Origin of the sequence: Streptomyces sp. NPDC048018, from assembly GCF_043202995.1 — a bacterium.
GTDB lineage: Bacteria > Actinomycetota > Actinomycetes > Streptomycetales > Streptomycetaceae > Streptomyces.
On sequence record NZ_JBIDBK010000005.1, the window covers coordinates 78,608 to 102,828 of the forward strand.

Genomic DNA, 24,221 nt, shown 5'->3' on the forward strand with positions numbered 1-24,221 from the left:
ACCACGCTACGGACCCTTGCGGACAGATACGGTCCTGAACTCCGCACCACTTCCCGCGCGGCGCGGGCCGCCCCGGTCCGCGCGCACCGCGACGGGCCTCGCCGCCCCGGTCCGCGCCCGGTCCGTACCGGTCCGACCTAGAACGGGAAGCGGCTGCGCCCGTACTGGATCGAGATCCACTTCTGCGTGGTGAAGGCCTCGATCATCGCCTCGCCGTTGAGCCGGCCGACGCCCGACCGCTTCTCGCCGCCGAAGGGCACGATCGGCTCGTCGTGCACGGTGCCGTCGTTGATGTGGATCATGCCGGTGTGGATGCGCTTCGCGATCCGCACGCCCCGCTCGATGTCACCGGTGTGGACGGCGCCGCTGAGCCCGTACGGACTGTCGTTGGCGATCCGTACGGCCTCGTCCTCGCCGTCGAAGGGCACGATCAGGGCCACCGGGCCGAAGATCTCCTGCTGGAGGACGGGCGCGTCGGCGGCGATGCCGCCGAGGACGGTCGGGGAGACCAGGCTGCCCTCGACCGAGCCGCGCAGCAGGGCGGTCGCACCGCCCGCGACGGTCTGCTCGACCAGCGCGGCGACGGCCTCCGCCTGCTGGGAGTTGATGAGCGGGCCGATGTGGGTGGCCGGGTCGGCCGGGTCGCCGACCCGCAGGGTCCTCACCTTGGCGACGAACTTCTCGGTGAACTCCGCCTCCAGGGTGCGGTCCACCAGGATGCGGTTGGCGGCCATGCAGACCTGGCCCTGGTGCACGAAGCGGCTGAAGACCGCCGCGTCCACCGCGTAGTCGACGTCGGCGTCGTCGAGGACGATCAGGGCGCTGTTGCCGCCCAGTTCGAGGACCGCGTGCTTGAAGTGCTGGGCGCAGACGGTGGCGACGTGGCGGCCGGTGCGGTCGGAGCCGGTGAAGGAGATGACCTTCGGGACCGGGTGGGTCAGCAGGGCGTCGCCGACCTCGGCGATGTCGGTGACGACGACGTTGAGCAGTCCGGCCGGCAGACCGGCGTCCTCCAGCACCTTGGCGACCAGGGTGCCGCCGCAGACGGGGGTGTTCTGATGCGGCTTGAGCACGACCGCGTTGCCGAGGGCGAGGGCCGGGGCCACCGACTTGATCGACAGGAGGAAGGGGAAGTTGAAGGGCGAGATGACGCCGACGACACCGACCGGGAGGCGGTAGACGCGGTTCTCCTTGCCGTCCACGGGGGACGGCAGGATGCTGCCCTCGGGGCGCAGCGCCAGCTGGATCGCCTCGCGCAGGAACTCCTTCGCCAGGTGCAGCTCGAAGGCGGCCTTCAGGCGGGTGCCGCCGAGCTCGGCGACGATCGCCTCCGCGAGCTCGTCCTCGCGCTCCTCGACGATCCGCAGGGCGCGCTCGAAGACGAGTCGGCGGGTGTACGGGTTGGTCTCGGCCCACTCCGCCTGGGCGCGCTCGGCGGCCCGGTAGGCGCGGTCCACCTCGGCGGCGGTCGCGATGGTGATCGCCGCCAGCTTCTCCCCGGTGTACGGGTTGAAGTCGATGATGTCCCACGAGCCGCTGCCGGGCTTCCACTCGCCGTCGATGTACTGGTGAGCCAGCTCGGTGAAGTAGGCCGAAGACGAAGCAGACGCCATGGAACGAGACCCCTTACCCGCGGTGGCGGATTCCGGCACGGACAGCTGCCGCGTCACAACTGTCTCACTGATGTCCCGTCATCGTACTGACGTATCAGGAGAGTTGAAGGAGTCCTCGGAGAAGATCACGGCTTTCCGCGGGGTCGGGGCTGTCGGCCTGCAGCCGCTCCAGCACCCGCCCGTACTGGGCCACTTCCTCGCGCTTGTCGAGATACAGGGCGCTGGTCAGCTGTTCCAGGTAGACGACGCCCGAAAGGTCCGACTCGGGGAAGCTCAGCAGGGTGAAGGCGCCGCTCTCGCCCGCGTGCCCGCCGAAGCTGAAGGGCATGACCTGGAGCGTGACGTTCGGGTGCTCCGAGATCTCGATGAGGTGCCGCAACTGCCCCTGCATGACCGCCCGGTCGCCGTAGGGGCGGCGCAGCGCGGCCTCGTCGAGGACCGCGTGGAGGTGCGGGGCGTTCTCCGACACGAGGACCTTCTGGCGCTCCAGGCGCAGCGCGACCCGGCGCTCGATCTCGGCCCGCGGGGCGCCGGGCATGCCCCTGGTCACGACGGCGTGGGCGTAGGCCTCGGTCTGCAACAGGCCGTGGACGAACTGGACTTCGTAGAAGCGGATGAGGGAGGCGGCGCCCTCCAGGCCGATGTACGTCTGGAACCACCCCGGGAGCACGTCGCCGAAGCTGTGCCACCAGCCGGCCACGTTGGCCTCGCGGACGAGGCTGAGGAGCGCGCCGCGCTCGCTCTCGTCGCTGACCCCGTAGAGCGTGAGCAGATCCTCGACGTCCCTGGCCTTGAAGCTCACCCTTCCCAACTCCATACGGCTGATCTTGGATTCGGACGCTCGGATCGAGTAGCCGGCGGCTTCCCGGGTGATGCCACGCGATTCGCGCAGTCGCCTCAACTGGGAGCCCAGCAGAATGCGGCGCACCACGCTCCCGCTCGCCCCGCTCGATTCGCCTGCCGTCACGGCTCCAGCCTCCCCTTCACGGTGCTGCTCTCGCTGTCGAGCCCCCGTCGAGCCCCGGATTCTGCCACTAAACGCTTCAGCGCGTACACATTCGATTACGGATAGACGGCGGGTTCCGGGCACCTGCGGTCCACCGGTCGGACGACTTATGCACAGATTAGGCACGGGGGCGGACAGGTCCGGCGCGTGCACGTGCATCTGCCCTTGCATCCCCACGGCGCATTCGGAACCATGGTGCTCGCGCAGCGCGTACTCGCGCGGGCTGTCGCACCGTTGTCGCACCGCCTTGTCGCACCACCGCCGCGATTCCCGGGAGTGCCTCGCATGGGACCGAATGGATCGACCATGCTCGAGCCGTTACTGCAGGGGCTTCCTCCGGTCGATCCCGCGGCCGTCTCCAACTCCGCCTCCTGCGCACTCCCACCCCGCTACGAAGCGGTCCGCGGTGCGCGGAAGTTCACCGGCCAGACGCTCGACAAGTGGGATCTGTCCGACCGTTTCGACGATGTCGCCCTCGTCGTCTCCGAGCTGGTCACGAACGCCCTGCGGCACGCGGTGCCGGGTGAGGCGGCCCTGGAGCACGAGGAAGGCCTGAACCCTTCGGTCCGGCTGCACCTCATGCGCTGGGCCTCACGCCTGGTGTGCGCCGTGCGCGATCCCAGCCGGGAGAGCCCCGAGGCGCGGCAGAGCGAGGAGGACTTCGCCGCCGAGTCCGGCCGGGGGCTGTTCCTGGTGGAGTCGTTCAGCGACAGCTGGGGCTGGCACCCGCTCGCGGGCACGCTCCAGGGCAAGGTGGTGTGGGCGCTGTTCCGGCTGGGGCCGGAGTAGTCCTCCGCGACGCACGGGAAAGGGCCCCGGTGGCAGCAGCCCCCGGGGCCCTTCGCGTTCCGCCGTTCACACCAGGTGGTCGAACTCCCCGTCCTTGACGCCCAGGAGAAGGGCCTCTATCTCGGCGGGCGTGTAGACGAGCGCGGGGCCGTCGGGGTGCCGCGAGTTGCGCACCGCGACGTTCCCGCCCGGCAGCTTGGCGAACTCCACGCAGGAGCCCTGGGAGTTGCTGTGCCGGCTCTTCTGCCACACGACACCACGAAGCTCCGTGGCCGCCATGCCGTTGTACGCGTGGTGCGCGTGATGCACTGGAAGCTCCCCGAGATCTTTGGTGTAGGTGTCAACTTCCTCGGATCATAGCTGTGTTCATATGCCGATGCATGAGCAGATGCACGTGCACGCGGGGTGGTGTAGCGACTACACGACTCAGCGTGCTACTCCCCGGTACGCCGGAGCGAACAGCTCCCACCAGCATGTTGACTCACAGGAGCAGGGACGCAGCCACCGCCCCTCCGGTTCACGAGCCGGGCATCCCGTCGAGGTCGGCCAGCCGCCTGCCCGTGCGGTCGTAGAGGGCGAGGTCCGGCGTGCTGCCCGGCTCCCGCAGCGAGGCCGGCATGTGCGCGTACCAGACCCCCCAGCCGGGGCGGCCCGGCAGCTCCAGCAGGGTCGCGAGCGCGGTACGCCCGTCCGCGTCCCGCAGCTCGACCCGGCCCACCGCGCGCGTGCCGTAGTAGAGCCCCGACAGGAAGATCCCCGACGGACCGCCCTCCGACTGGGCCGAGATCCCCGGCGTGGACGTCTCCACGTTGCCGTCCGTGACGCTCCGGAAGTTCTCCTCGCTCTCCGTACCCGACCAGTGCTTGCCCTCGCTCGTCAGCCACACCCGCCAGCCCCGGCCCGCGTCCACCCGCTGCCCCGCCCGCACCTCGCGCACCGGCGTCACCCGCGGCCCGGCCGCCCTGCCCGGTCCGGCCGTGCCCGTCGGCACCGCCCGGACGGACGGCACCGCCGGGGCGCCCCGGACCGGCCGGTCGTGTTCCCCGGGCAGGGACAGCGCCGCCACCGCGGACGCGCCGGACACCGACAGCACCGCGAGGACGGCCAGCGTCACCGTCCGCCGCCGCCGGTGCGCCCGGCCCCGCCGCCGAACGGCCGCCAGCGGCACCGGACTCGGCGTGACGTCGTACGCGGCCCGCGCGAACACGGCCCGCAGGCGGGCGTCCGCGGCGTGGTCGGAGTGGCGCTCGGGATCGCGATCGGGGTCAGGACCTGAGGCGGGAGCGGGGCCGGGGCCGGGGCCGAAGGCGGGGCCGGGGTCCCGGGCCGGGCCGGGGCCGACGGTGCGGCCGGGGTCCCGGGCAGGGCCGGGGTCCCGGGCGGAGCCGGGAGCGGAGCCGGGGGCAGGATCCGGGCCGAAGGCGGGGCCGGGGTTGGGGCCGGGGCCGGGGCCGGGGTCGGGGGCCCGGGACATCAGCGGACTCCGGTGCGGGTGGGGATCATCAGCGGCCTCCGGTGGGGGTGGCGGGCATCATCGGGCTCCGGCGGGCACGGAGGGAAGGGTGAGGCCCGGATGGCTCCGCAGCGCCGCGAGGCCGCGCCGGGCATGCGTCTTGACCGTACCGATCGAGCAGCCGAGCACCGTCGCGATCTCCTGCTCGCTCAGGTCCTCCCAGTAGCGCAGCACCATGACCGCCCGCTGCCGCGGCGGCAGGTCGGCCAGGGCGCCGAGCAGTGCCGTGCGCTGCTCCACCGCCTCCGCGTGCCCGCCGGACGCGTGGCGCGGTAACTCCGGCAGCACCGGCGTCAGCAGGTGCACCACCCGCTTCCGGCGCAGCCGGCTGAGGTTGTTGTTGATCAGCGCCCTGCGTACGTAGAGGTCGATCTCCCCGCGCGGCACCCGCCGCCAGCGCGCGTACACCTTGGCGAGGGTCGTCTGCACCAGGTCCTCGGCCTCGTGGAAGTCGCCCGTCAGGAGCTGTGCCGTGCGCACCAGCCGGGGCCAGGCGGCGACGGCGAACGCGGCGAAGCCGTCGTCCGCGTCGGCGGACTCCTGCGGTGCGGGCTCGTACGACACGGTGACGGACCTCGTGCTCGCTGCGGGTGCGGGGCAGGGCCCGCCCCGTGCCGGGCCCTGCCATGAGACACGCATGACGAGGGGTCAGGCGTTCCGGCCCGGCAGCTCGGCGAGCAGCCGCCCGTTGCGGTCGTAGAGCGCGACGGCGGCACCGCCCCTGCCCTCCGGGCCGGTGTGCGCGTACCAGACGCCCCAGCCGGGCCGTCCGGGCAGTGCGAGCAGGATGGCGGGCGTCTGCCTGCCGTCCGTGCCGGTCAGGACGACCTTCCCGGCCTTCCTGGTGCCGTAGTAGAGACCGGAGTGGAAGACGCCGGCCGCGTCGCCCTCCGACTGGTGGCTGACGCCCGGCCGGGACAGGTCCACGTTGCCGTCGACGACGCTGCGGAAGTTCTCGTCACCGTCGGGGCCGGACCAGTACCTGCCCTCCTCGGTGAGCCACACCGTCCAGCCGCGGCCGGCGTCCACGCGCTCGCCCGGGGCGACGGCCCGGACGGACGGTGCCGTGGCCGCAGCGGACCGGGCGGGCACGGCGACGGTCCCGGCGGCGGTGGACGCGCGGTGGGCGGACGGGCCGGACGCGGTGCGAGCGGCGGCCCGTTCCGGGGCGGCGACGGCGGGTGCGGCGGCGGCCGTGCACACGGCCACGACCACGGCCGCTGCCCAGAGGTACTTCTTCATACGCTTGCTCCTGGTCTCCGACGAGCGGTCCTCACCCCTTCCAACCCGCCCGCGCACCGGGCCGGATGACATGCCGTACGGAAAATCTCAGTGACGGCCGGGAAGCACCGCCGACAATCCGTCCAGGGCCTCCAGGAGCAGCACGGCCGCCTTGCGCAGCAGGAAGTGGTCCGGGCCGCCGGTCTCCCAGGCCGCGACCGTCTCCCGCAGCTCGTCCCAGCGGGGCGGCGTGCGCTCCCGCAGCTCCTTCGCGCCCCGTTCGGTCGCCTGCCGCAGCGCCTCCGCCAGGACGGCCGCCTCCGGTACCGCCGGCGCGCCGCGCTCCGGGAGGTGCGCCTCCAGGAGCATGGCCACCCGCCCGAACTGGGCCAGGGCGTGCTCGGCGTCGTCCGCCGCCGCATGCGACAGCCCCCGGTGCCGCACCGGCTCGTGGGTGGCCCGGGCCACGCCCTCCTGCCAGGCGATACGCGCTTCGCGGGCGGCGAGCAGCGCCTCGCGGACATCCGGGCAGGCGGGCCCGGCCGGGTGGGCGTAGTGACCGACGACGGAGGCCGCGTACCGCCCGCTCGTCCTCAGCCAGTCGGCGAGCCGGCCGTGCAGCCGGGGCGTCTCCCAGGCCGGATAGACGGCGTACGACAGCATCGCGAGCACCCCGCCGAGGAGGGTGAGGAGCACCCGGTCGCGGACGGTCTGGGCGGCGCCCTCGCCGGCCATGCCGAGCAGGAAGACCACGTACGCGGCGACGAAGACCTGTGCCACCGCGTACCCGGTGCGCATCAGCAGGTACATCCCGAACGCGCACAGGACGGCGAGCGCCGCCAGCGCGTAGCTGCCCGGATGCGCGGCCTGCACGACCCCCGTCGCGAGGGCCACCCCGACCAGGGTGCCGCCGAAGCGGGCGACGGAACGCCCGTACGTCTGCGAGAAGTCCGGGCGCATCACCATCACCGAGGCCAGCGGCGCCCAGTAGCCGTGCCCGAGCGGGAGCGCCGTGCCCAGCAGATAGCCGGCGGTCGCCACGGCCGTCACCCGGATCGCGTGCCGCAGGATCGGCGACTCGTGCCGCAGCTCGGCCCGCATCCGGGCCAGCGCGGCCGGCACCAGCCGCACGAGGGTGGGCCGGCTGCGGGCCCCGGCGGCCGTCTCCGTCCGCGGTTCCGCCGTCTCCACGACGTCACCCAGCAGCGCCGCGAGGCGGGTCGCGGCCCGGCGCGGCGCGCCGGTCAGGATCGCGTCCGTGTCCGGCGTGCGGAGCGCGGCGAGCGCGGGCGGCGGCAGCACGACCGCTTCGCCGTGCCGGATCGCGTGCGCACAGGCGTCCAGGACCTCGCCGGCCGCGGCGAGCAGCTCCCGGACCCGGTCCCGCTCCGGTCCCTCGTCCGGCGCTCCCACCGCCGGGTCCGCGAGCGAGGCCAGCACCGGCCGGATCCGTTCCGCGAGCCCCCGCGCCCCGTGCAGCTCCGCCGGCCGGCGGCGGGCCTGGCGCGGGGTGACGGCGGCCGCGCTGCGGGCCGCCATCAGCGGTACGGGGTCGAAGGCGGCGGTCGGGTCGTGCCGGAGCCGCCGCGCGTAGTCCGCCTCCGCCGCGAGGGCGTCGGCGAGGGCGTCGCGCTGCACGCCCCAGCGGCGCACGGGCAGCAGCACGATCAGCGCGGCCTGCACCAGGCCGCCGACCGCGATCATCGCGGCGTGACCGGCTGCGGTCGCCACGGAGGTGGGAAGGGTGACGGTGACCAGCATGATCGCCACGTTCGATGAGGCGATGAGCCCGACGGTCGGGCCGGCGGCCCAGGCGAGCCCGGACAGGAAGGTCCACACCGCGAGGAGGACGAGGAAGAGGAGGAGGCGGGACCCGGTCAGGTAGCCGAGGAAAGTCGACACGGCCAGACTCACCCCGGAGGCGAGCGCCAGCGTCGGACGCGGCCGGTACGAACGCTGAAACGTCGCGATCGCCGCCTGGAACGCCCCGAACGCCGACGCCGCCGCCACCGAAGGCCCGAAGACCGCGAGGGACACGCCCACGACGAGCGCCAGCCCGAGCGCGCCCCGCGCGGCGACAGCCGGTTCCAGCCGCCGCCGCTCGACCCTGAGCCCCGAGCGCGCCGTCTCCTTCAGCGCCCGGAGCCAGCTCATGGGGCGAGCCTAATCGCGCCGGCAGACGAATCGGGCATTCAGGGCGGCAGGGCGACGGGGGCGGCGGGGGCGACGGGGGCGGCGGAAGGCCGACAGCGGGCTACGGGGCGCGGTGACGGGGCGACCGCGGCGCGCGGTGGCGGGGGGCCGCGGCCCGTACCGGCGGGCGACCGCGACGCACTCCGGCAGGTTCCCGGTGGCAGGCGCCCCGCGGCGCGCGGCGGCGGGGCAACTGGGCGCGCGGTGGCGGGCGGGCCGCGGCCGCGTCGCGCGGTGGCGGGGCGACTGGGCGCGCGGTGGCGGCCGGGCCGCGGCGCGCGGTGGCGAGGGGGACCGCGGCGGCGGGGCGACCGCGGCGCGCGGCGGCGGGGCGGCTAGCGGAGCTCGCCCCGTGGGGGCGCGCCCAGCCCCGCGCGGTCCGCCGCCGTCGTCCCGTGGTCCCAGCCCGCCTCGTCCCAGGCGGCGCGGACCCGGGTCGTCCGGGTCTCGGGGAACAGCTCGTCCGTGCGGGTGGTGACCGCCACCTCGCGGGACGCGAGGGCCGGGAGCAGCGTCGGCGTCTCGGCGGCGACCCGGCGGGTCGTCGCGGCGAGGCGGGCGCCGAGCCGGTTGGCGTAGGCGAGCAGGAAGGACTGCCGGAAGGACTTGGTGCGCTTGCGGCCCGCCTTGCGCTGCTCGGCCTCCGCCCGGGTCATGGCCGCCGTGCCCTGGACGAGCAGGGAGGTGTAGAGCAGCTCGACCGGCTCCAGGTCGGCCTCGAAGCCGACGACCGTCGAGAAGCCGTAGGCCTCGTTCCACACCGCCCGGCAGTGGTTCGCCGTGGCGACCGCGTCGAGGAGGATCGCCTTGGCCTGCTCGTAGGGCGCGTCCACCCCGACCCGGACCGCCCCGGGCGTCTCGGGTGAGGGCGCTCCGGCGGCCAGCGACGCCTCGTCGAGGCTGTGCCGGGCCATCAGCTCCTGCGCCTTGGCCGTCAGGGCCTCGGCCTCCTCCGCGTACGTGGTCGCCTCCGCCTTGGCGAGCAGCGCGCGGATCCTGGTCAGCATCTTCGGCTCGCCCGCGACGGCGGGCGGCAGGGCCTCGCCGGGCACGGGCCCGACGGCGTCGAGGCGGGGCAGCCGCACAAGGAGGCGGTAGAGCTCCAGCGTGGTGGTGGCGTACGAGAAGCGGTCGGCCCGGAGTGGCTCCTCGCTTTCGAGCGCGTCGAGTTGGGCCTGCCAGCGGTGCGGGAGCCGCTCGTAGCCGGCCGTCTCCGACCGTACGAGCGAGGCGAGGAGGCGTACGTGCTCGTCGCCGAGTTCGCGGCGGGCCATGCGGAGGAGATCCGCTGGCTGCCAGCCGCGCGTCCACAGCGTGCGGACCAACTCGCGCCCACGAAGCGAGAGTTCGGCGTCTGCCGAGCGGTCGGCGGCCAGCAGGGAGGCGGCGGTGTCGAGGGCGCGGTCGTCGCGTGCGTCTCCGTAGAGCGCCTTGAGGGCCTCCCCTACGGTGCCCCCGCCCGTGCTCTTGCTCTCGCTCCCGCCCGCACTCCTGCTCTCGCCCTTGCTGCCGTTGCCGCTCTTGTTCCTGTTCTTGTTCCTGTTCTTGTTCTTGTGGGCGCTCATGCGGCGTGCCTCGCGTCGGACTCGTCGGCACAGCTGACGACCGGGCCGGCGGCATCCGCGGCGACGGCCGGGGCGTCGGCATCCACCATGGCGGCCGAGTCGGTGACATCCACGACGACGACGGCGGCCGGGGTGTCGGCAGCCGGCTCGACCGCGGCCGCGACGGCCACCGTGGTGGTGACGTCGGTGTGCCCCTCCGGCATCAAGGTGCCTCCTTACGAGATCCTCCCCGCCTCGGCACGATGGTCCCGGGCGCTCACTACACCGCCATCATCCATGCTCAGGGGGAGTCCATGCTGCTCGCCGCCGGCGTCTCCGGCGTCTCCGGCGCGCTCGCCGCGGAGCGGTTCGCCGGGCGCGTCGGCCGCCACGGCTGCCACGGCCCGGACGGCAGGCGTCCCGTGCTGACCGTCGTTCTCGCCGGGCGGCGGGCCCGCTGGGCCTCTCTCGTCGGCGGCTTCACGGCGCTGGCGCTCAGGGTCGGGCTCGTCGCGTCATGGGACTCGGTCTGCCCGCCACCCTCCGCGCCCCCGAGCGATTCGCTTCGTCGCCATTCGTCGTGCAGGGTCGGCACCGGATCGCCGTGGAGGTGCGGCGCGGACCGGGGACGGCCGTGGTGACGGCGCCGCTCGACCGTCCACAGCCTGTGGACAGAGAACTCCTGCGCGAACTGCGCGCCCGATAGGCGGTCACGACCCACCCGGGCGCAGGTCCTGCGGATGGTCGCGGGCGAGTCGCTGCTGGCCACGGCGGTCGGCGCGGTCCTGGGCCCGGCCGTCACCGCCCGGTGCCTCGGCGCCCTGGGCACCGGCCTCGCGGGGCCCTCTCCGCCCCGGTCGCCCTGACCGTCCCCTGGGGCACGCTCGGTGCGGCGGCGGGCATCTGCGCGGCGGTCGCGACGGCGGCGGCGCGGGTCCCCGCGTGCGGCTGACGCGCTGAGGCGCGAGGCTGGTGAGTCGGGACGGGACAGGGACTGGGGTCGGAGCCGGGTTCCTGTCCCGTCCCGCTTCGCCGGGCGGCACCCTCGCCGGGCGGCACCCTCGCTGGGCGGCACCTCGCCGAGGCGGCGCTTCCCGAAGGGGCCCGGTGGCGGTCGCGGGGCCGAACCGACACTTCCCGGAGGGGCCCGGTAGCGGTCGCGGCGCCGAGGCGGCTCGCGGGACCCGGGGCCGCTCGCGGGGTCCGTCGGCGGCCGGCGGGACGGGGTCCGACTGTCAGTGGCGGGGGCTAGCTTCCCCCGTACGGACACCGAATCGGGGGCGAGGGGGACGGCTGTGCATCTGCACCTGCGCGCCGCGGTGGAGACGGACCTGCGGGACGACCACGCCTGGCTGACCGCCTTCATGGGCACGGCCTGGGCGCACCACGAGGTCGAGTGCGCGGCGGGGGTCGCCGACTCCGTCGAGCAGAATTCCCGGACGCTCCACGAGCTGTACGAGGCGAGCGCCGCGAGCGACGCGCGGCTCCCGGTCTTCGGCGGCCGCCGGCCCGTCGGCGCCCCGTCGGATGGGCTCGCCCGTCCACCCCTGATGCTGCTCGCACCTGGCGAGACGGCGCGGGCAGCGGCCTTCCTGGCCTCGGTGTCCTTCGACGGCCTGTGGTCACGCGCGGGCGCGCGGACCCACGCCTCCTTCGGCCCCGGCCGGCCCGAGCCGACCGTGCGCGAGATCTTCCGGTGCCACCACGAGATCCTCCGTGCGTTCTACGCCCGGGCGGCGGCGTCGGGCCACGCGGTGATCAAGGCGGGCTGGTCCTGAGGGCAACGGACAGGGGACGCCGGACGGCGTGGCGTCCGGCCGGAGCTCACGCCGCGTTCCACGCCTCCGTCGTGCAGCCCGTCTCCCAGTGCCACCACCCGTCCTCCGTCCCCCTCTCCAGCAGCGCCTTGATCTCCCCCATCGGGGCATCGGCCGGCACGGTGAGGGCCACGAGCGGGAAGTCGCCGCTGAAGGACTCGCCGCCGAGCCCGAAGGGCGCGAGCCGTTCGTGGACCGCCCGGGCGTTCGGCCCGAGGGGCCCAGAGCGGACGGGCAGGACGCGGACCGTGACGTTCCCGGACGCGGCCGCCCGGCCCGTGGCCCAGTGCATGCCCTCGGCGTCCGTCGTGTAGTGCACGACGTCCCCCTCGGCCACCCCGTCCTGCAGGAACGGCACGTTGGCCACCCGAGCCGTGCCCTCGCCCACCCGGACGGCCCACAGCCCCTCGGTGTCCTGCGGAAGCCAGCCCTCACGGGGGGCGAAACGGAACCAGATCTTGATGCGATCGGCGGGTGTCTCACTCACCCGGCGAGGTTAGCCCCCGCGACCGCGGCCCGCCCCCGGGGAGCCCGGCCCGGCCCCGCGGACCGCCCCCGGGAGCCCGGCCCGGCCCCTCGACCGCGCACCGCCCAGGGGCGCCCGGCCCGGGGGCCCCACGGCCCCGGGCCGCTCGCCGGAGCGGGGCCCGGAACACCCCCGTGATCCCGGGCCGCCCCGCCTTTCCCCCACCTCGCCAGGTCCCCGACGCATCGCACCGTGCCGCACGGCACGGCATCGCACGGCACGGCATCGCGCGGCGCCGCACCACCGCACCTCGCACCGCGCCCCCACCGATCCCTACGGCAGCAGCACCAGCTTCCCCCGCACGTGCCCCGCCTCGCTCAGCTCCTGCGCCCGCGCCGCCTCCTTCAACGGCAGGGTGTCCGCGATGTCGAGCCGCAGCCGGCCGTCCACCGCCAGGGCCGCGAGGCCGGTCAGCCACTCGCGGGCGGTCGCCGCCTCGACGGTGACACCGGAGAAGACGATGCCCCGCTCGGCCGCGTCCGTGGCCGCGATCGTCACGATGCGCGAGGTCTCGCCGCCGAGCAGCTCGATCGACACCGGCAGGGTGTCGTGGCCGGCCGCGTCGAAGACCGCGTCGACGCCCTGCGGGGCCGCCGCGCGCACCCGGTCGCCCAGGCCCTCCCCGTACGTCACGGGGGTCACCCCCAGCTCCCGGAGGAACGCGTGGTTGCGCTCGGACGCCGTGCCGATCACCGTCACGCCGGCCGCGACGGCCAGCTGGGCGGCGACCGCGCCGACCGCGCCCGCCGCGCCGTGCAGGAGCAGCGTCTCGCCGCGCTCGACGGCGAGCAGCTCCAGAACGCGCTTGGCGGTCTCGCCGGCGACCGGAATGCTCGCGGCGCTCTCCCAGGACAGGCCCTCGGGCTTGCGGGCCACGACCTCCGCGAGGGCGTACTCGGCGTACGCGCCGGTCTTGGTCCACCCGAACACCTCGTCGCCGACGCCCAGTTCGGTGACACCCTCGCCGAGCGCCTCGACCGTGCCGGCGAACTCCAGACCGGGGACCGCCGGGAACGTCGTCGGGTAGAACGCCTCCACCCAGCCGTAACGGCGCTTCCAGTCCACCGGGTTGACGCCGACCGCCGCCACCTTCACCCGTACCTCGCCGGGTCCGGGGAGCGGCACGGTCACGCCCGTCTCGTGGCGCAGCACCTCGGGACCGCCGAACTCCTCGTACACGATCGCTTCCATGGTTCCCCCATGTCCTGAACTCGGTTTCGATGGGACAAGCCTCCGCCCCGGACCGCCCCGCCCCCGCCATCCGAACGAACAGGCCCACCTGTCCGAAAGAACGGCCGTAGCCTGCCCGCATGGAACTCATGGCGGACCCCACGGCGCCCCTCTCGACCGAGCCCGCAGAGAAGCCCACGGCCGAAGCACCCCCGGTGGAGGCGCCGGCGGCCGCCACGCCGACGCCCGAAGCGGTCGCCCCGCCGACGCCCGAAGCGACCGTGACCGCGACGTCCACGACCGAAGCGACCGCCACCGAGCCGGCCACCACCGAAGCGACCACAACCGAGCCGGCCACCGCCAGAGCGACCGCCACCGAGCCGGCCACGACCGGAGCGAGCCCGTCGGCCGCCCCGCGGCTCACCGCCCGACTCCCCGCCCTCACCGCTCTCCTGGCCGCCCACGACATCCTCAGCCGGCCCCTCGGCGAGATCCTGCCCCGCCTGTCCGAGCTGCTCGCCCCGCTCGTCCCACACCGCGCCGCCGCCGAGCTCTCCACGCACTGCGCGCACTCGCCGTTCAAACGGACCGGTGACGACGACGTACCGTTCACCGCCGCCGAGCTCACCCCGCTGCTCTCCGTCGTCGACGCCGGCCGTCCGTGGCAGGGGCGGACCGCGGCCGTCGGCGGCGCGGAGCGCGACGTGATCGCGGTACGGAGCGACGCCACGCCCCGGGGCGCGGTCCTCGTGCTCGTACGGGAGGACGGCGCCGCACCCGCCGGGCCGGCCGAACTCGCCCTCGTCCAAGCCCTGTGGGACCTGGTGACCAGCCACTTCGACCGCTTCGCGAGCGAGGCGATGCCGGGCGCCCTGGCCCGTTCACGGGCGGCCGCCGACACACGGGCGCGGGTCACCGCCGAACTGACCACCGCACACGCCGCCGCGCTCTCCGGTCTGCTCGGGGTGCTCCGCAGCCGCGCCCTGGACGACGCCGCGGCCCGCGCGACCGCCACCGACCTGGCCGTGTCGGCGCTGATCGAACTGCGGGCCGAGTCCCAGCGGGACCGTTCGGTGGCGGAGGAGCCCGCGTTCGAGGCCTTCGCCCGGCTCGCGGACGACCTGCGTCCGATGCTGCGCCACAGCCCCGTACGGCTCGAACTCGGCCCGCCGGACGGCCCGGACGCCACCCGCACCCTCCCGGCGGACCTGGCGCACGGCGCCCGCGCGATCGTCCGGGCCCTGCTCCTGGTGGTGCTGGAGCAGGAGGCGGTGTCCCGGGTGCACGTCGGCTGGACGCTGACCGAGCACGAACTGCGCGCGACCGTGCGGGACGACGGCCCCGGCCTCCTCGACTCCTGCCCGATGGGCGCGGGCAGTGTCACCGATCGCCTGGAGGTGCTCGGCGGGCGCCTGGAGCTCGACGCGGTGCCGGGCTGGGGCACCACGCTCGCCGCGACCCTGCCGCTGTCCACCCCGGAGGCCCCGGTCGCCGCGATGGACCCGCTGAGCGGCCTCGGCGAGCGCGAGATCGAGGTCCTGACCCACCTCGCCCTCGGGCACCGCAACCGCCGGATCGCGCAGGAGCTGCACATCAGCGAGTCCACGGTGAAGTTCCACGTCGCCAACATCCTGAACAAGCTCGGAGTCGGCTCCCGCGGAGAGGCGGCCGCCCTCTTCCACCGGGCGGCATGACGGGGCCGACAACCCCCGACCCCCCTCGCCCGGCGACCCGTCGGCCGAGCTCGCCCTGCTGCCCGACCGACCCACCGCCCCGCCGCCCACCTGCCCGCCCGCCCGACTGACCGCTCCACGGCTGCCGGCTGCCCGAAGGACGCGCCTGCCCGCTGCCCGTCGGCGCTCCTCAACGCATCGACCGTGACAAAACGAGGCAAAAGCCCCCTTTGTCAGTGAGGGGTGCCAGACTCGCACCCGTGAACGAAAGGTGGGCGCTCGCGCCCGAGCCGGAGGGGGACGGGGCGCTGCTCGTCCCCCTCGGCGGCGACGGACTGCCCGCCGGGGAGGTGCGACGGGAGGCGGACCTCGTGGCGGCCGTCCGCTCCCGGCCCGACGCCGCCCGCTGGGTGTGGCGGAGCACCTCCGAGGTGTATCCGCGGCTGCTCGCCGCCGGCGTACGGGTGGAGCGCTGCTACGACATCGAGGACGCCGAGCAGCTCCTCCTCGGCCACGAGGGGCGGCTCGGCGAGCCCCGCTCGGCCGCGGCCGCGTGGGCCCGGCTGCGGAACGCGCCGGTGCCGCCCGACCCGCCGCTCAGAGCCGCGGAACCGACCACGCAGGACTCCCTCTTCGAGCCGGCGGCCACCACCACGGCGCTCCCCTTCGACGCGCTTCTCGCCGTGTACGCGGAGCAGCAGCGCCGCCACGACCGGGCCGAGCACCCCGGCCGGATGCGGCTGCTCACGGCGGCCGAGTCGGCGGGGATGCTGATCGCCGCGGAGATGCACCGGGCCGGGCTGCCGTGGCGGGCGGACGTGCACCGGGAGCTGCTGCACGAGCTGCTCGGCGAGCGGTACGCGGGCGGGGGCGAGCCGCGCCGCCTCGCGGAGCTGGCGGACGAGGTGTCCGCCGCCTTCGGGCGCCGGGTCAGACCGGATCTGCCCGCCGACGTGCTGAAGGCCTTCGCGCAGGCCGGCATCCGGGTGCGGTCCACCCGCCGCTGGGAGCTGGAGGAGATCGCCCATCCGGCGGTCGCCCCGCTCGTGGCGTACAAGAAGCTGTACCGGATCTGGACCGCGCACGGCTGGTCCTGGCTCGCCGACTGGGTGCGGGACGGGCGCTTCCGCCCCGAGTACCTGCCGGGCGGGACGGTCAGCGGCCGCTGGACCACCAACGGCGGTGGCGCGCTGCAGATCCCGAAGGTCATACGGCAGGCCGTCGTCGCCGACGAGGGCTGGCGGCTGGTGGTGGCCGACGCCGACCAGATGGAGCCGCGGGTGCTCGCAGCGATCTCGCGCGACCCGGGCCTGATGGAGGTCGCGGGGCACCCCGACGACCTGTACACCCGGCTGTCCGACCGGGCCTTCTCCGGCGACCGCGATCACGCCAAGATCGCGCTGCTGGGCGCGATCTACGGCCAGACCAGCGGCGACGGCCTGAAGAACCTGGCCGCGCTGCGCCGCCGCTTCCCGCGCGCGGTGGCGTACGTGGACGACGCGGCCCGGGCGGGCGAGGAGGGCCGGCTCGTACGGACCTGGCTGGGCCGCACCAGCCCGCGGGCGGCAGGCGCCGACGAGGACGGCGAGGCGGGCATCCCACCGTCCGAACTCCCGCCGGACGCCGGGGGCTCGCCGGGCTCCCCGGAGGGCGGGGCGGACGGGTACGTGCCGGGCTACGCGTCGACGGACGCCCGCGCCCGGGGCCGGTTCACCCGTAACTTCGTCGTCCAGGGCAGTGCCGCCGACTGGGCCCTGCTGATGCTGGCGGCCCTGCGGCGGGCCATCGCGGGGATGCGGGCCGAGCTGGTCTTCTTCCAGCACGACGAGGTGATCGTGCACTGCCCGGCGGAGGAGGCCGAGGCGGTGACGGCGGCGATCCGCGCGGCGGGCGACGAGGCGGGACGGATCGCGTTCGGCGAGACGCCGGTGCGCTTCCCCTTCACGACCGCGACCGTCGAGCGGTACTCGGACGCGAAGTGACGCCCCGCGTGCTCCCGCCCGCGGGCCACGACACGCGGGCACGGCGGACCGACGGCTTGGGGGCCGAGAGCCCGGGCCCCGGACAAAGCCCGACGGCTCCCGGAAGCCCGACGGCTGACGGCATGGGGGCCGGCGGCCCGGAAGCCCGGGGCAGCGCAGCCGCACGGCCGGCGGGCCGGCAGGCCGGGGCAGCGCGGCCGCACGGCCGGCGGGCCGGCAGTCCGACGGCGGACGGCCGTGCGCCGGTGAGGGTCCGGGTCCCCGCCGGGACCCGGACCCTCACACTCGAAGCGGCCCGGCCGCCCCGCGATCAGCGCGCGGGCACTCGGAACGGCCCGGCCGGCCCGACCGGTGCCGCGATCAGCGCGCGCTCTCGCTCAGCTGCCGCCACTTGGGGCTGAGCGCGATCGCCTTCAGCTGCTCGGTGGTCAGCGCCGGCTCGGCGCGGGTGGCGGCCTCGTGCTGGGCGGCGGTGTTGAAGGAGGAGACGACGACCCGGAAGCCGTCCTCGGCCATGGTGTCGGCGCTCCACCAGACGACGCCCTCGCCGCCCTTCTCGCCGGGCCGCTTGTCCAGCTTCACGACGGTGCCGTCGGGCAGCGTCTGGACGTCGCCCGAGCCGAAGAGCTGGTCGCGGACGTCGTTCATGTCGCGCTGCACGTCGATCCCGACGAGGCTCGCGCCCTTGCCCTCGTCGACGACCAGGTAGCCGTAACCCTGGTCACCGCCCTTGTCGACGACCTTGAGGCCCTTCCCCTTGGGCAGCAGCGAGCGCAGGGTCGCCTGGACCGCGGCGGGGCTGGGCTCCGCCGGCGGAGCCGCGTCACCGGCGGCGGGCTTCCCCTTGGGGGGCACGGGCACGGGCACGGGGAGCCTCTCGAGCAGCGGACGCCAGCCGTCGGCCAGCACCAGCGACTTGAGCTGGGCCGCCCCGAAGGGCGGGGTCTCGCGGCTGATCTCGGCGTCCTTCTCGGCCGGCGCGTTGTACTCGCTCACGTCGACGACGAAGCCGTCGGCGGTCAGCAGCACGGCCCGCCAGTTCTTGGTGAGGACCCGCTTGTCCGGGTACTCGTACCCCTGGAAGACCATGAGCCGGCCCCCGCCCGGCACCCGCGCGGTCTTGCAGTCGTCGTACGGGACGGCCGCCTTGTCCGGGCAGGTCACCAGGTCGAGGCTGGTCTCCGCGCTCTTGCCGGCGCGGTAGAGGCCGACGGACACGGCCGCCTTGCCCTTGCCGTCGTCGTAGATGCCGGAGACGGCCTCACCGGTGCCGCCGAGGTTGTCGATCTGCCAGTCCCCGGCGGGGGTGTTCGCCTTGAGGACGGCGGCGAGCTCGGCGACGGGGATCTCGGCCGTGCCCTTCCTTTCCTTGGCGGTATCGGTGCTGGTCCCCGGCTTGGGCCCCGCGACCGAGACCTCGTCGAGGCCGCCGGCGCCGCCGAGGGCCGCGCCGCCGTAGACACCGCCCACACCGATCGCGGCGAGGGCGAGGGCGCCGCCGGTCACGGCCAGGCGGCGGCGGAACAGCCGGCGCCGGCCGCGGGCGAGTCCGCCGGTGACGAGCTCGCGCCGGTCGTCGGCGGCGAAGCCCTCACCGGCGTGGCGCAGGACCGCGCCGAGCTCCTCCTCGAAGTATCCGTCCGTCGGGTCGAGTTCGTCGTGCGGTCCGTGCTCTCCGTGTCGAGGCATGCCGAGATCACCGTCTCCGGTTCGTGAGTGGGAAAAGTATCGGGTCGGCGGGCGGCGGGGCCGCCGGCCGGGGGTCAGCGGGCGGCGAATTCGGCGATGCTTCCGCCGAGCCGCTCCCGCAGCTTCGCCAGTGCGCGCACCGAGCGGGTGCGGACGGCGGCCGAGCTGACGTGCAGGGCGTCCGCGGTCTCCTCGATGCTGCGGTCCTCCCAGTAGCGCAGGACCACCACCGCCCGGTCCTTGGGCGCGAGGCCGGCGAGGGCGTCGAGCAGGGCGATCCGCAGGGCCGGGTCCTCGCCGGTCTCGGGAGCCCGGTCGGGCAGCTCCCCCAGGGGGCGCTCGGTGGCCGAGCGGCGCCTCCGGTGGCTGAGGAAGGTCCGCACGAGCACGGTCTGGGCGTAGCCCGCGGGGTTCCCGATCCGGTTCGCCCGTCCCCAGAGGGCGTACATCCGGCCCAGGGTCTCCTGCGTCAGATCCTCGGCGAGATGGGTGTCGCCGCTGGTCAGCAGGCATGCCGAGCGGAACAGATGCCCCGTACGGGCGGAGGCGAACTCCAGGAACTCGTCCGCGCGGGACGTTCTCATGCCCCTCCCCTCCATCGCTGTCACGAGCTCGCTTGTGCGGTGCGTCGTGGTGCCTGTCGGCGCTCGTTCGCGCCTCCACCTCACTGACGCGATGGGCCGCGGGAAATGTTTCACCCCGTTTTTCGGTCCGGGAGGCGCCTGGGGGGACTTCGGGAGCAGCCCGGAGGAACAAACGGTCGGAAACGGGGTAATCCTGGAGTATGAACACTTTCCTGGTTGATTCGGCACAGGTCACCACGGCGGCCGGTGTCTGGCAGTCCGGCCTCGCCCAGGTCGTGGGCGGCCTCGTCGTGGTCCTCGTCCTGATCGGCGCCTTCATGTTCGGGATCCGGCTCAAGAACAAGGAACTGCCCCCGCCCGACCCGGAGAGTCAGCCCCACCGGCCCGACACCGACGCACTCCCCGGCGAGATGTCCGAGTACCGCCGGCCGGCGGAGATGCCGCAGACCGACGGTGAGCACCGGCTCATGCCGTACCAGCTGAAGGACGGCTCCGAGCCCAACCCGGAACCGCCGACCGAGGAGAAGCGCAAGTGGGGCGGGATCTCCAGCGGCGGCTTCGGCAGCGGCGGCCCCGGCCACGGCGACTGACGCCCCCCGACCGACGGACGCCCACGCCGTGCTCACCGTGAGCGTGGAGGAGCACCGGACGCGACTGCGCGCGGTCGCGTTCCGGCTGCTCGGCTCGTACGACGAGGCCGACGAGGCCCTGAGGGCGGCCGGTCCCCGTCTGACCGGCGCCGAGGCGGACCTGGGCACCGTCGCCCGGGTCTGCCTGGAGCGCCTGCGCTCCCGCGCGTCCCGGCGCCGCCCCGGCCCCGGTGCGAACCGGCCGGCCCCGCCCGGGGACCCACGCGGGCGGGAAGAGGCTGTCCTGGACACGATGCCGCCCTCGGAGCGGCTGGCCTTCGTGCTGCACGACGCCTTCGGCGTGCCCCACGAGGAGATCGCGTCCGTCGTCGACCTGACCCCCGCCGCCGCCCGCCAACTGGTCGCGCGGGCCCGGCGCAGGGTGCAGGGCACGGAGGAGATGCCCGCACCGGACCCGGCGCGACTCCGGGAGGTCGTCACGGCGTTCCTGGCGGCCGCGCGGGCGGACGACACGGAGGCGCTGCTCGCGCTCATGGACCCGGACGTGGTGCTGCGGGCCGACTCCGAGGCCGTACGGACCGGGACCGAGCCCGCACACGGGGCGCCCGCGGTGGCGCGGAGCCTGGCGGGTCTGGCACGCGAGGCCCGCCCGGTGCTGGTGGACGGTGCGGCGGGGCTGGTGCGGCAGGCACCGGACGGCGGACCGGGGGCGGTCCTCGCGTTCACGGTCCTGGACGGCCGGATCACGGCCGTGGACGTCCTCGCGGACCGGCACACCCTGGCCGCGCTGGCCCTCACCGGACCCACGTGACCCCGACCGACGGCGAACGGACGACCGGGACCGCCGGGCCGGGACCGGCCGGGCCGGCACCGGGCAGGCCGCCGGGGCGCGCGTGGGCCGCAGGCGCGCGGGCACGTAGGCACGTAGGCCTGGCGACCCGGCGAACCCCCGGCCCGGCCGACTGGCGGCCCGGCGACCCCAGAGGCCCGGCGACCCCAGCGGCCCCAGCAGCCCCGCGGCCCAGCAGCCCCGGCGGCCCAGCAGCCCCCACAGCCGCAACAGCCCAGCGGCCCGGCGGCCCAACGGCCCGACGGCCTGGCGGCCTGGCGGAGGGACCGGCTAACCGGCGGCCGACCTGATCCCGATCATGTTGCCGTCCGCGTCCTTCACGGTGGCGATCTGCATGCCGCCGCCCACGTCCTGCACGTCCTGCACGGTCTGCGCGCCGGCGGAGAGCAGGCCCTGGAGCGTGCCGCGCAGGTCGTCGACGTCCCAGAAGGGGACGGCCCCGGTCAGCCCCTTGTCGTGTCCGTTGGGGTCGAGACCGTAGTGCCGGCCGTCGACGTCGAAGCCGACGTAGTACGGCTGGTCGATGCTGGGCCCGGTTCCGAGCAGCGCGGTGAGCAGGGCCTTCCCGCGGTCGAGGTCCGAGACGGGAAAGATCACCGTGTTCATGGGCATGAGGTGCTCCTCAGGGTGGCGGCGAACAGGCCGGCGGCGGGGAGAGGACGAACGCTCCCCCCGCCATGACACCCGCCCGCCGCGCCCGGGGCGCGCCGAGACGGCACCGGGCAGACCCGAACGGGTCACACGGTGCCGACGGGCTCCCCCGACGACGCCCCGGCCACCCGCCCGGCCCGCTCGGCGATGTGGGGCGGCGGTTCGATTCCGGCCGGCAGCAGCGGATCGGCCACCGGCTCGCCGAAGCGGGTGACGAGCGGCAGCACGCCGGCCCACACCCCGAGTTCGGCATCCGGCCCGTCCCCGTCGTCCGGGGGACCGCTCGCGACCTTCACCGACGCCTCGGTGAGGTCGAGCGCCACGAGCCCGGTCGCGGCGAGCTCCTTGCGGCTCGGGCGGCGCACGTAGTCCCACTGCCCGGGCGAGGACTGCTCGGTGAGCGCGCGCAGCCCGCGGAGCTTCTCGTCGGGGTCGGTCACGACGCGCGGGACGCCGTAGATCATCGCGCTGCGGTAGTTCACGCCGTGCTCGAAGACGGAGCGGGCGAGCACGAGCCCGTCGACGTGCGTGACGCTGAGGCACACGACCCCGTCGGGAGCCTGTACGAGGCTGCGGCTGGCGACGGAGCCGTGCACGTAGATGCGGTCGCCGTCGACGCCGTACACGGTGGGCACGACCATCGGGGCGCCGTCCACGACGACCCCGAGGTGACAGAGGAAACCGGCGGCGAGCACGGCGTCCAGATCGGCCCGCCGGTGGCTCCCCTTCTCCCGCATCCGCCGCAGCCGTGTGCGCTCGGTGACCTCGAGCTCCTCACCCATTCGGTGCCCTCCCCGTTCTCCTGACCCTGGCCGCCACCCTATTGCCACCCCTCCGGGGTCACTCGTACGTGGTGCGCGGCGGCCGACGGGCACCTCCGGGGCGGCAAGGGGCATAAGGTCCCTTGGCATGGCAGGTGTGCGACGAGACCGGGGAGTGGAAGTGGGGGACGTGGCGATCGAGGCGCGGTCCGAGCGGGAGGAGCCGGAGGGCGACGAGGCCCGGCCGGCCGGCCGCAAGGGCAAGCGCGGCCGCCCCGCCTGGCTGGAGTTGCCGCTCCTGGCCGCGATCGCCCTGGTGATGGCCTTTCTGATCAAAACGTTCCTGCTCCAGGCGTTCCTGATCCCGTCGGGCTCCATGCAGAACACGCTGCAGCAGGACGACCGCGTCCTGGTCGACAAGCTCACCCCGTGGTTCGGGGCGGAGCCCGACCGGGGAGAGGTCGTGGTCTTCCGCGACCCCGGTGACTGGCTGGCGGGCCGCCCGGTGGCGGAGCCCAACGCCGCCCAGAAGTTCCTGAGCTTCATCGGCCTGATGCCGGCGGCCGGCGAACAGCACCTGATCAAGCGGGTCATCGGCGTCGCCGGGGACACCGTCGAGTGCAAGGGCAGCGGCCCCCTGAAGGTGAACGGCAAGCCTCTCGACGAGCCGTACGTCTTCGCGGGCAACACCCCCTGCAGCACGGACGGTCCGGGCCAGTTCAAGGTCACGGTCCCGAGCGGCCACCTGTGGGTGATGGGCGACCACCGCCAGAGCTCCCTGGACTCCCGCTACCACCAGTCCGACCCCCGCGGCGGCATGGTCCCCCTGACCGACGTCGTGGGCCGCGCCGTCGTCGTGGCCTGGCCGGTCTCGCACTGGGACACCCTCCCGGTCCCGGACACCTTCGACCAGCCGAACCTCACCCCGACCAACTGACCCCGGCAGGCGGCGAACGCCGAAACCCGGCGGGAAGAGGCAGCGCCTCGGATCGATGCCTCTGGCAGCATGCGGGGCATGGGGTGGAGCTTCACACTGCACGCGGGCCTCGCGGCCGGGCTGGGTGCGGTGCTTCTTGTGCTTGCCGGACTCACGTGGCTGCCAGGGACCCTGCACCTGACGACCTCGGGACGGCCCATGGCGGCGATCATGGTTCTGCTCACCTTCTCCGGCATCCGGCCCGACCCGCTGGCTCAGGAGAACAGGCAGCAGGGGCGCCACCGGCGGTGGCGCCCCTGCTGAGCCCGGCTCAGGAATCGCGGTCGTCTCGGCTCACCGCGTCACGGACGTCGCCCTTGACCTGCTGCGCCTTCCCCTTGAGTTCCTGCGCCTTGCCCTCGGCCCGCAGCCTGTCGTGGTCCGTGACCTTGCCAACGCCCTGCTTGACGTTGCCGACCGCCTCGTTCGCCAGGCCCTTGGCCTTGTCCTTCGCGCCAGACATGAATCTCCTCCATTTCGGGATGGACAGATCTCTTCACCAGGAACACATGAGGCGCCCCCGGCCGCCTTCTGAGGTAGCCCGTCGGAGGAGCGGAGGCCCCGAAGGGAACGGGCGCGGACACGCCTACCCGCTCGATGACGGCTGGTACTTCGACGTCGCCTCGTTCCCCGCGTACGCCATGCTGTCCGACGGCGAGTTGACGTCGGTGGCGGCCGAAATTGATCTACCCTTCCTGACGTCCTGGAGGCGGCGACCAGGCGGCCGACGTTCGTGCGGTGGCCGGTCGATGTCGGCACGGGCTTCCGGCAAGGCGAGACGCTCGGCATTCGGCCGCCCGCTCGACCCGCAACAGGACGGGGAGGAGTTCAAGGAGCTGCTCGCCGAGGCCGGATTCGATGACCGGCGCCTCCATGACGGGAACCGCCACACTGCCGGCACGATCCTGAACGAGCTGGGCGTCCCGCTGGTGACCAGCGTGGAGATTCTGCGGCACACCCGGGTCGCCCAGACCCGGCGGTACGTGAAGGGGCGTTCCGAACAGGGCCACTCCGGGCTTTCGGCACCCTGCCTCAGTCGCACAGCGGGCAGGGTTCACCCTCGGCAAGCAGAC

General features: G+C 74.5%; 26 protein-coding genes and 1 pseudogene. 11 read left to right on the plus strand and 16 right to left on the minus strand.

What is annotated here, in order from left to right; translation table 11 throughout:
• Positions 1 to 137: 137 nt before the first annotated feature.
• Entirely contained in the window at positions 138 to 1,613 is a 1,476-nt protein-coding gene (locus ACGF1Z_RS20230; RefSeq protein WP_393005829.1) for an aldehyde dehydrogenase family protein, read from the minus strand.
• 94 nt (positions 1,614 to 1,707) lie between these two features.
• Positions 1,708 to 2,580 (minus strand): helix-turn-helix domain-containing protein, encoded by an 873-nt coding sequence (locus ACGF1Z_RS20235; protein ID WP_393005831.1) that lies wholly within the window; start codon positions 2,578 to 2,580, stop codon positions 1,708 to 1,710.
• 324 nt (positions 2,581 to 2,904) lie between these two features.
• Here ACGF1Z_RS20235 and ACGF1Z_RS20240 point away from each other — a divergent pair, with 324 nt between their 5' ends.
• Complete coding sequence (locus ACGF1Z_RS20240) at positions 2,905 to 3,408, plus strand: ATP-binding protein (RefSeq protein ID WP_393005833.1); 504 nt, start codon at positions 2,905 to 2,907, stop codon at positions 3,406 to 3,408.
• Positions 3,409 to 3,474: 66 nt separating this feature from the next.
• On the opposite strand, the gene ACGF1Z_RS20245 is transcribed toward ACGF1Z_RS20240, so the two are convergent.
• From ACGF1Z_RS20245 to ACGF1Z_RS20275, 7 genes are all read right to left on the minus strand, one after another.
• A complete protein-coding gene (locus ACGF1Z_RS20245; RefSeq protein ID WP_030219358.1) occupies positions 3,475 to 3,687 on the minus strand; it encodes a DUF397 domain-containing protein in 213 nt (70 codons plus the stop codon).
• A gap of 238 nt (positions 3,688 to 3,925) precedes the next feature.
• Positions 3,926 to 4,882, minus strand: a complete 957-nt coding sequence (locus ACGF1Z_RS20250; RefSeq protein ID WP_393005835.1) for a hypothetical protein — start codon at positions 4,880 to 4,882, stop codon at positions 3,926 to 3,928.
• 57 nt (positions 4,883 to 4,939) lie between these two features.
• Entirely contained in the window at positions 4,940 to 5,485 is a 546-nt protein-coding gene (locus ACGF1Z_RS20255; protein ID WP_393005837.1) for a SigE family RNA polymerase sigma factor, read from the minus strand.
• A gap of 84 nt (positions 5,486 to 5,569) precedes the next feature.
• Entirely contained in the window at positions 5,570 to 6,163 is a 594-nt protein-coding gene (locus tag ACGF1Z_RS20260) for a hypothetical protein (RefSeq protein WP_393005839.1), read from the minus strand.
• An 87-nt stretch (positions 6,164 to 6,250) separates the two neighbouring features.
• Positions 6,251 to 8,296 (minus strand): FUSC family protein, encoded by a 2,046-nt coding sequence (locus ACGF1Z_RS20265; protein WP_393005841.1) that lies wholly within the window; start codon positions 8,294 to 8,296, stop codon positions 6,251 to 6,253.
• A gap of 374 nt (positions 8,297 to 8,670) precedes the next feature.
• Complete coding sequence (locus ACGF1Z_RS20270) at positions 8,671 to 9,900, minus strand: DUF2786 domain-containing protein (RefSeq protein ID WP_393005843.1); 1,230 nt, start codon at positions 9,898 to 9,900, stop codon at positions 8,671 to 8,673.
• Positions 9,897 to 10,103, minus strand: coding sequence for a hypothetical protein (locus ACGF1Z_RS20275; protein ID WP_393005845.1), 207 nt, complete (start codon positions 10,101 to 10,103; stop codon positions 9,897 to 9,899). Before ACGF1Z_RS20275 ends, ACGF1Z_RS20270 begins: the two co-directional genes overlap by 4 nt.
• Before the next feature lie 39 nt (positions 10,104 to 10,142).
• Here ACGF1Z_RS20275 and ACGF1Z_RS20280 point away from each other — a divergent pair, with 39 nt between their 5' ends.
• The 3 genes from ACGF1Z_RS20280 to ACGF1Z_RS20290 all read left to right on the plus strand — a co-directional run bounded on the left by ACGF1Z_RS20280 (position 10,143) and on the right by ACGF1Z_RS20290 (position 11,657).
• On the plus strand, positions 10,143 to 10,520 hold the full coding sequence (locus tag ACGF1Z_RS20280) for a hypothetical protein (RefSeq protein ID WP_393005847.1): 378 nt from the start codon (positions 10,143 to 10,145) through the stop codon (positions 10,518 to 10,520).
• A gap of 99 nt (positions 10,521 to 10,619) precedes the next feature.
• Complete coding sequence (locus ACGF1Z_RS20285; RefSeq protein WP_393005849.1) at positions 10,620 to 10,745, plus strand: hypothetical protein; 126 nt, start codon at positions 10,620 to 10,622, stop codon at positions 10,743 to 10,745.
• 429 nt (positions 10,746 to 11,174) lie between these two features.
• The gene (locus ACGF1Z_RS20290) at positions 11,175 to 11,657 is read left to right on the plus strand and encodes a DUF1877 family protein (RefSeq protein ID WP_393005851.1); all 483 of its coding nucleotides are present in this window, start codon (positions 11,175 to 11,177) and stop codon (positions 11,655 to 11,657) included.
• Between the two features lie 46 nt (positions 11,658 to 11,703).
• On the opposite strand, the gene ACGF1Z_RS20295 is transcribed toward ACGF1Z_RS20290, so the two are convergent.
• Both ACGF1Z_RS20295 and ACGF1Z_RS20300 read right to left on the minus strand, forming a co-directional pair.
• A complete protein-coding gene (locus ACGF1Z_RS20295) occupies positions 11,704 to 12,183 on the minus strand; it encodes a DUF4265 domain-containing protein (RefSeq protein ID WP_393005853.1) in 480 nt (159 codons plus the stop codon).
• A gap of 312 nt (positions 12,184 to 12,495) precedes the next feature.
• Positions 12,496 to 13,413, minus strand: a complete 918-nt coding sequence (locus ACGF1Z_RS20300) for an NADP-dependent oxidoreductase (RefSeq protein WP_393005855.1) — start codon at positions 13,411 to 13,413, stop codon at positions 12,496 to 12,498.
• A 119-nt stretch (positions 13,414 to 13,532) separates the two neighbouring features.
• On the opposite strand from ACGF1Z_RS20300, the gene ACGF1Z_RS20305 reads away from it, so the two are divergent.
• Together ACGF1Z_RS20305 and ACGF1Z_RS20310 are read left to right on the plus strand one after the other, a co-directional pair.
• On the plus strand, positions 13,533 to 15,086 hold the full coding sequence (locus ACGF1Z_RS20305; RefSeq protein ID WP_393005857.1) for a LuxR C-terminal-related transcriptional regulator: 1,554 nt from the start codon (positions 13,533 to 13,535) through the stop codon (positions 15,084 to 15,086).
• A gap of 239 nt (positions 15,087 to 15,325) precedes the next feature.
• Entirely contained in the window at positions 15,326 to 17,047 is a 1,722-nt protein-coding gene (locus ACGF1Z_RS20310; protein WP_393005859.1) for a bifunctional 3'-5' exonuclease/DNA polymerase, read from the plus strand.
• 360 nt (positions 17,048 to 17,407) lie between these two features.
• Here ACGF1Z_RS20310 and ACGF1Z_RS20315 read toward each other — a convergent pair whose 3' ends face one another.
• Both ACGF1Z_RS20315 and ACGF1Z_RS20320 read right to left on the minus strand, forming a co-directional pair.
• Positions 17,408 to 18,736, minus strand: coding sequence for a hypothetical protein (locus ACGF1Z_RS20315; RefSeq protein ID WP_393005861.1), 1,329 nt, complete (start codon positions 18,734 to 18,736; stop codon positions 17,408 to 17,410).
• Between the two features lie 74 nt (positions 18,737 to 18,810).
• Entirely contained in the window at positions 18,811 to 19,320 is a 510-nt protein-coding gene (locus ACGF1Z_RS20320; protein WP_376626650.1) for a SigE family RNA polymerase sigma factor, read from the minus strand.
• A gap of 200 nt (positions 19,321 to 19,520) precedes the next feature.
• Here ACGF1Z_RS20320 and ACGF1Z_RS20325 point away from each other — a divergent pair, with 200 nt between their 5' ends.
• Entirely contained in the window at positions 19,521 to 19,910 is a 390-nt protein-coding gene (locus ACGF1Z_RS20325) for a DUF6479 family protein (RefSeq protein WP_393005863.1), read from the plus strand.
• A gap of 28 nt (positions 19,911 to 19,938) precedes the next feature.
• Positions 19,939 to 20,721, plus strand: coding sequence for a sigma factor-like helix-turn-helix DNA-binding protein (locus ACGF1Z_RS20330; protein ID WP_393005865.1), 783 nt, complete (start codon positions 19,939 to 19,941; stop codon positions 20,719 to 20,721).
• 309 nt (positions 20,722 to 21,030) lie between these two features.
• On the opposite strand, the gene ACGF1Z_RS20335 is transcribed toward ACGF1Z_RS20330, so the two are convergent.
• The gene (locus ACGF1Z_RS20335; RefSeq protein ID WP_393005867.1) at positions 21,031 to 21,372 is read right to left on the minus strand and encodes a VOC family protein; all 342 of its coding nucleotides are present in this window, start codon (positions 21,370 to 21,372) and stop codon (positions 21,031 to 21,033) included.
• 125 nt (positions 21,373 to 21,497) lie between these two features.
• On the minus strand, positions 21,498 to 22,193 hold the full coding sequence (locus ACGF1Z_RS20340; RefSeq protein ID WP_393005869.1) for a pyridoxamine 5'-phosphate oxidase family protein: 696 nt from the start codon (positions 22,191 to 22,193) through the stop codon (positions 21,498 to 21,500).
• Between the two features lie 127 nt (positions 22,194 to 22,320).
• On the opposite strand from ACGF1Z_RS20340, the gene lepB reads away from it, so the two are divergent.
• Positions 22,321 to 23,109 (plus strand): signal peptidase I, encoded by a 789-nt coding sequence (lepB, locus tag ACGF1Z_RS20345; RefSeq protein WP_393005871.1) that lies wholly within the window; start codon positions 22,321 to 22,323, stop codon positions 23,107 to 23,109.
• A gap of 78 nt (positions 23,110 to 23,187) precedes the next feature.
• Positions 23,188 to 23,412, plus strand: a complete 225-nt coding sequence (locus tag ACGF1Z_RS20350) for a hypothetical protein (RefSeq protein ID WP_393005873.1) — start codon at positions 23,188 to 23,190, stop codon at positions 23,410 to 23,412.
• Between the two features lie 7 nt (positions 23,413 to 23,419).
• Here ACGF1Z_RS20350 and ACGF1Z_RS20355 read toward each other — a convergent pair whose 3' ends face one another.
• The gene (locus tag ACGF1Z_RS20355; protein ID WP_393005875.1) at positions 23,420 to 23,611 is read right to left on the minus strand and encodes a CsbD family protein; all 192 of its coding nucleotides are present in this window, start codon (positions 23,609 to 23,611) and stop codon (positions 23,420 to 23,422) included.
• A 328-nt stretch (positions 23,612 to 23,939) separates the two neighbouring features.
• Between ACGF1Z_RS20355 and ACGF1Z_RS20360 the strand changes: the two are divergent.
• Positions 23,940 to 24,149 (plus strand): annotated as a pseudogene (locus ACGF1Z_RS20360) (tyrosine-type recombinase/integrase); the annotation flags it as partial.
• Positions 24,150 to 24,221: the final 72 nt, after the last annotated feature.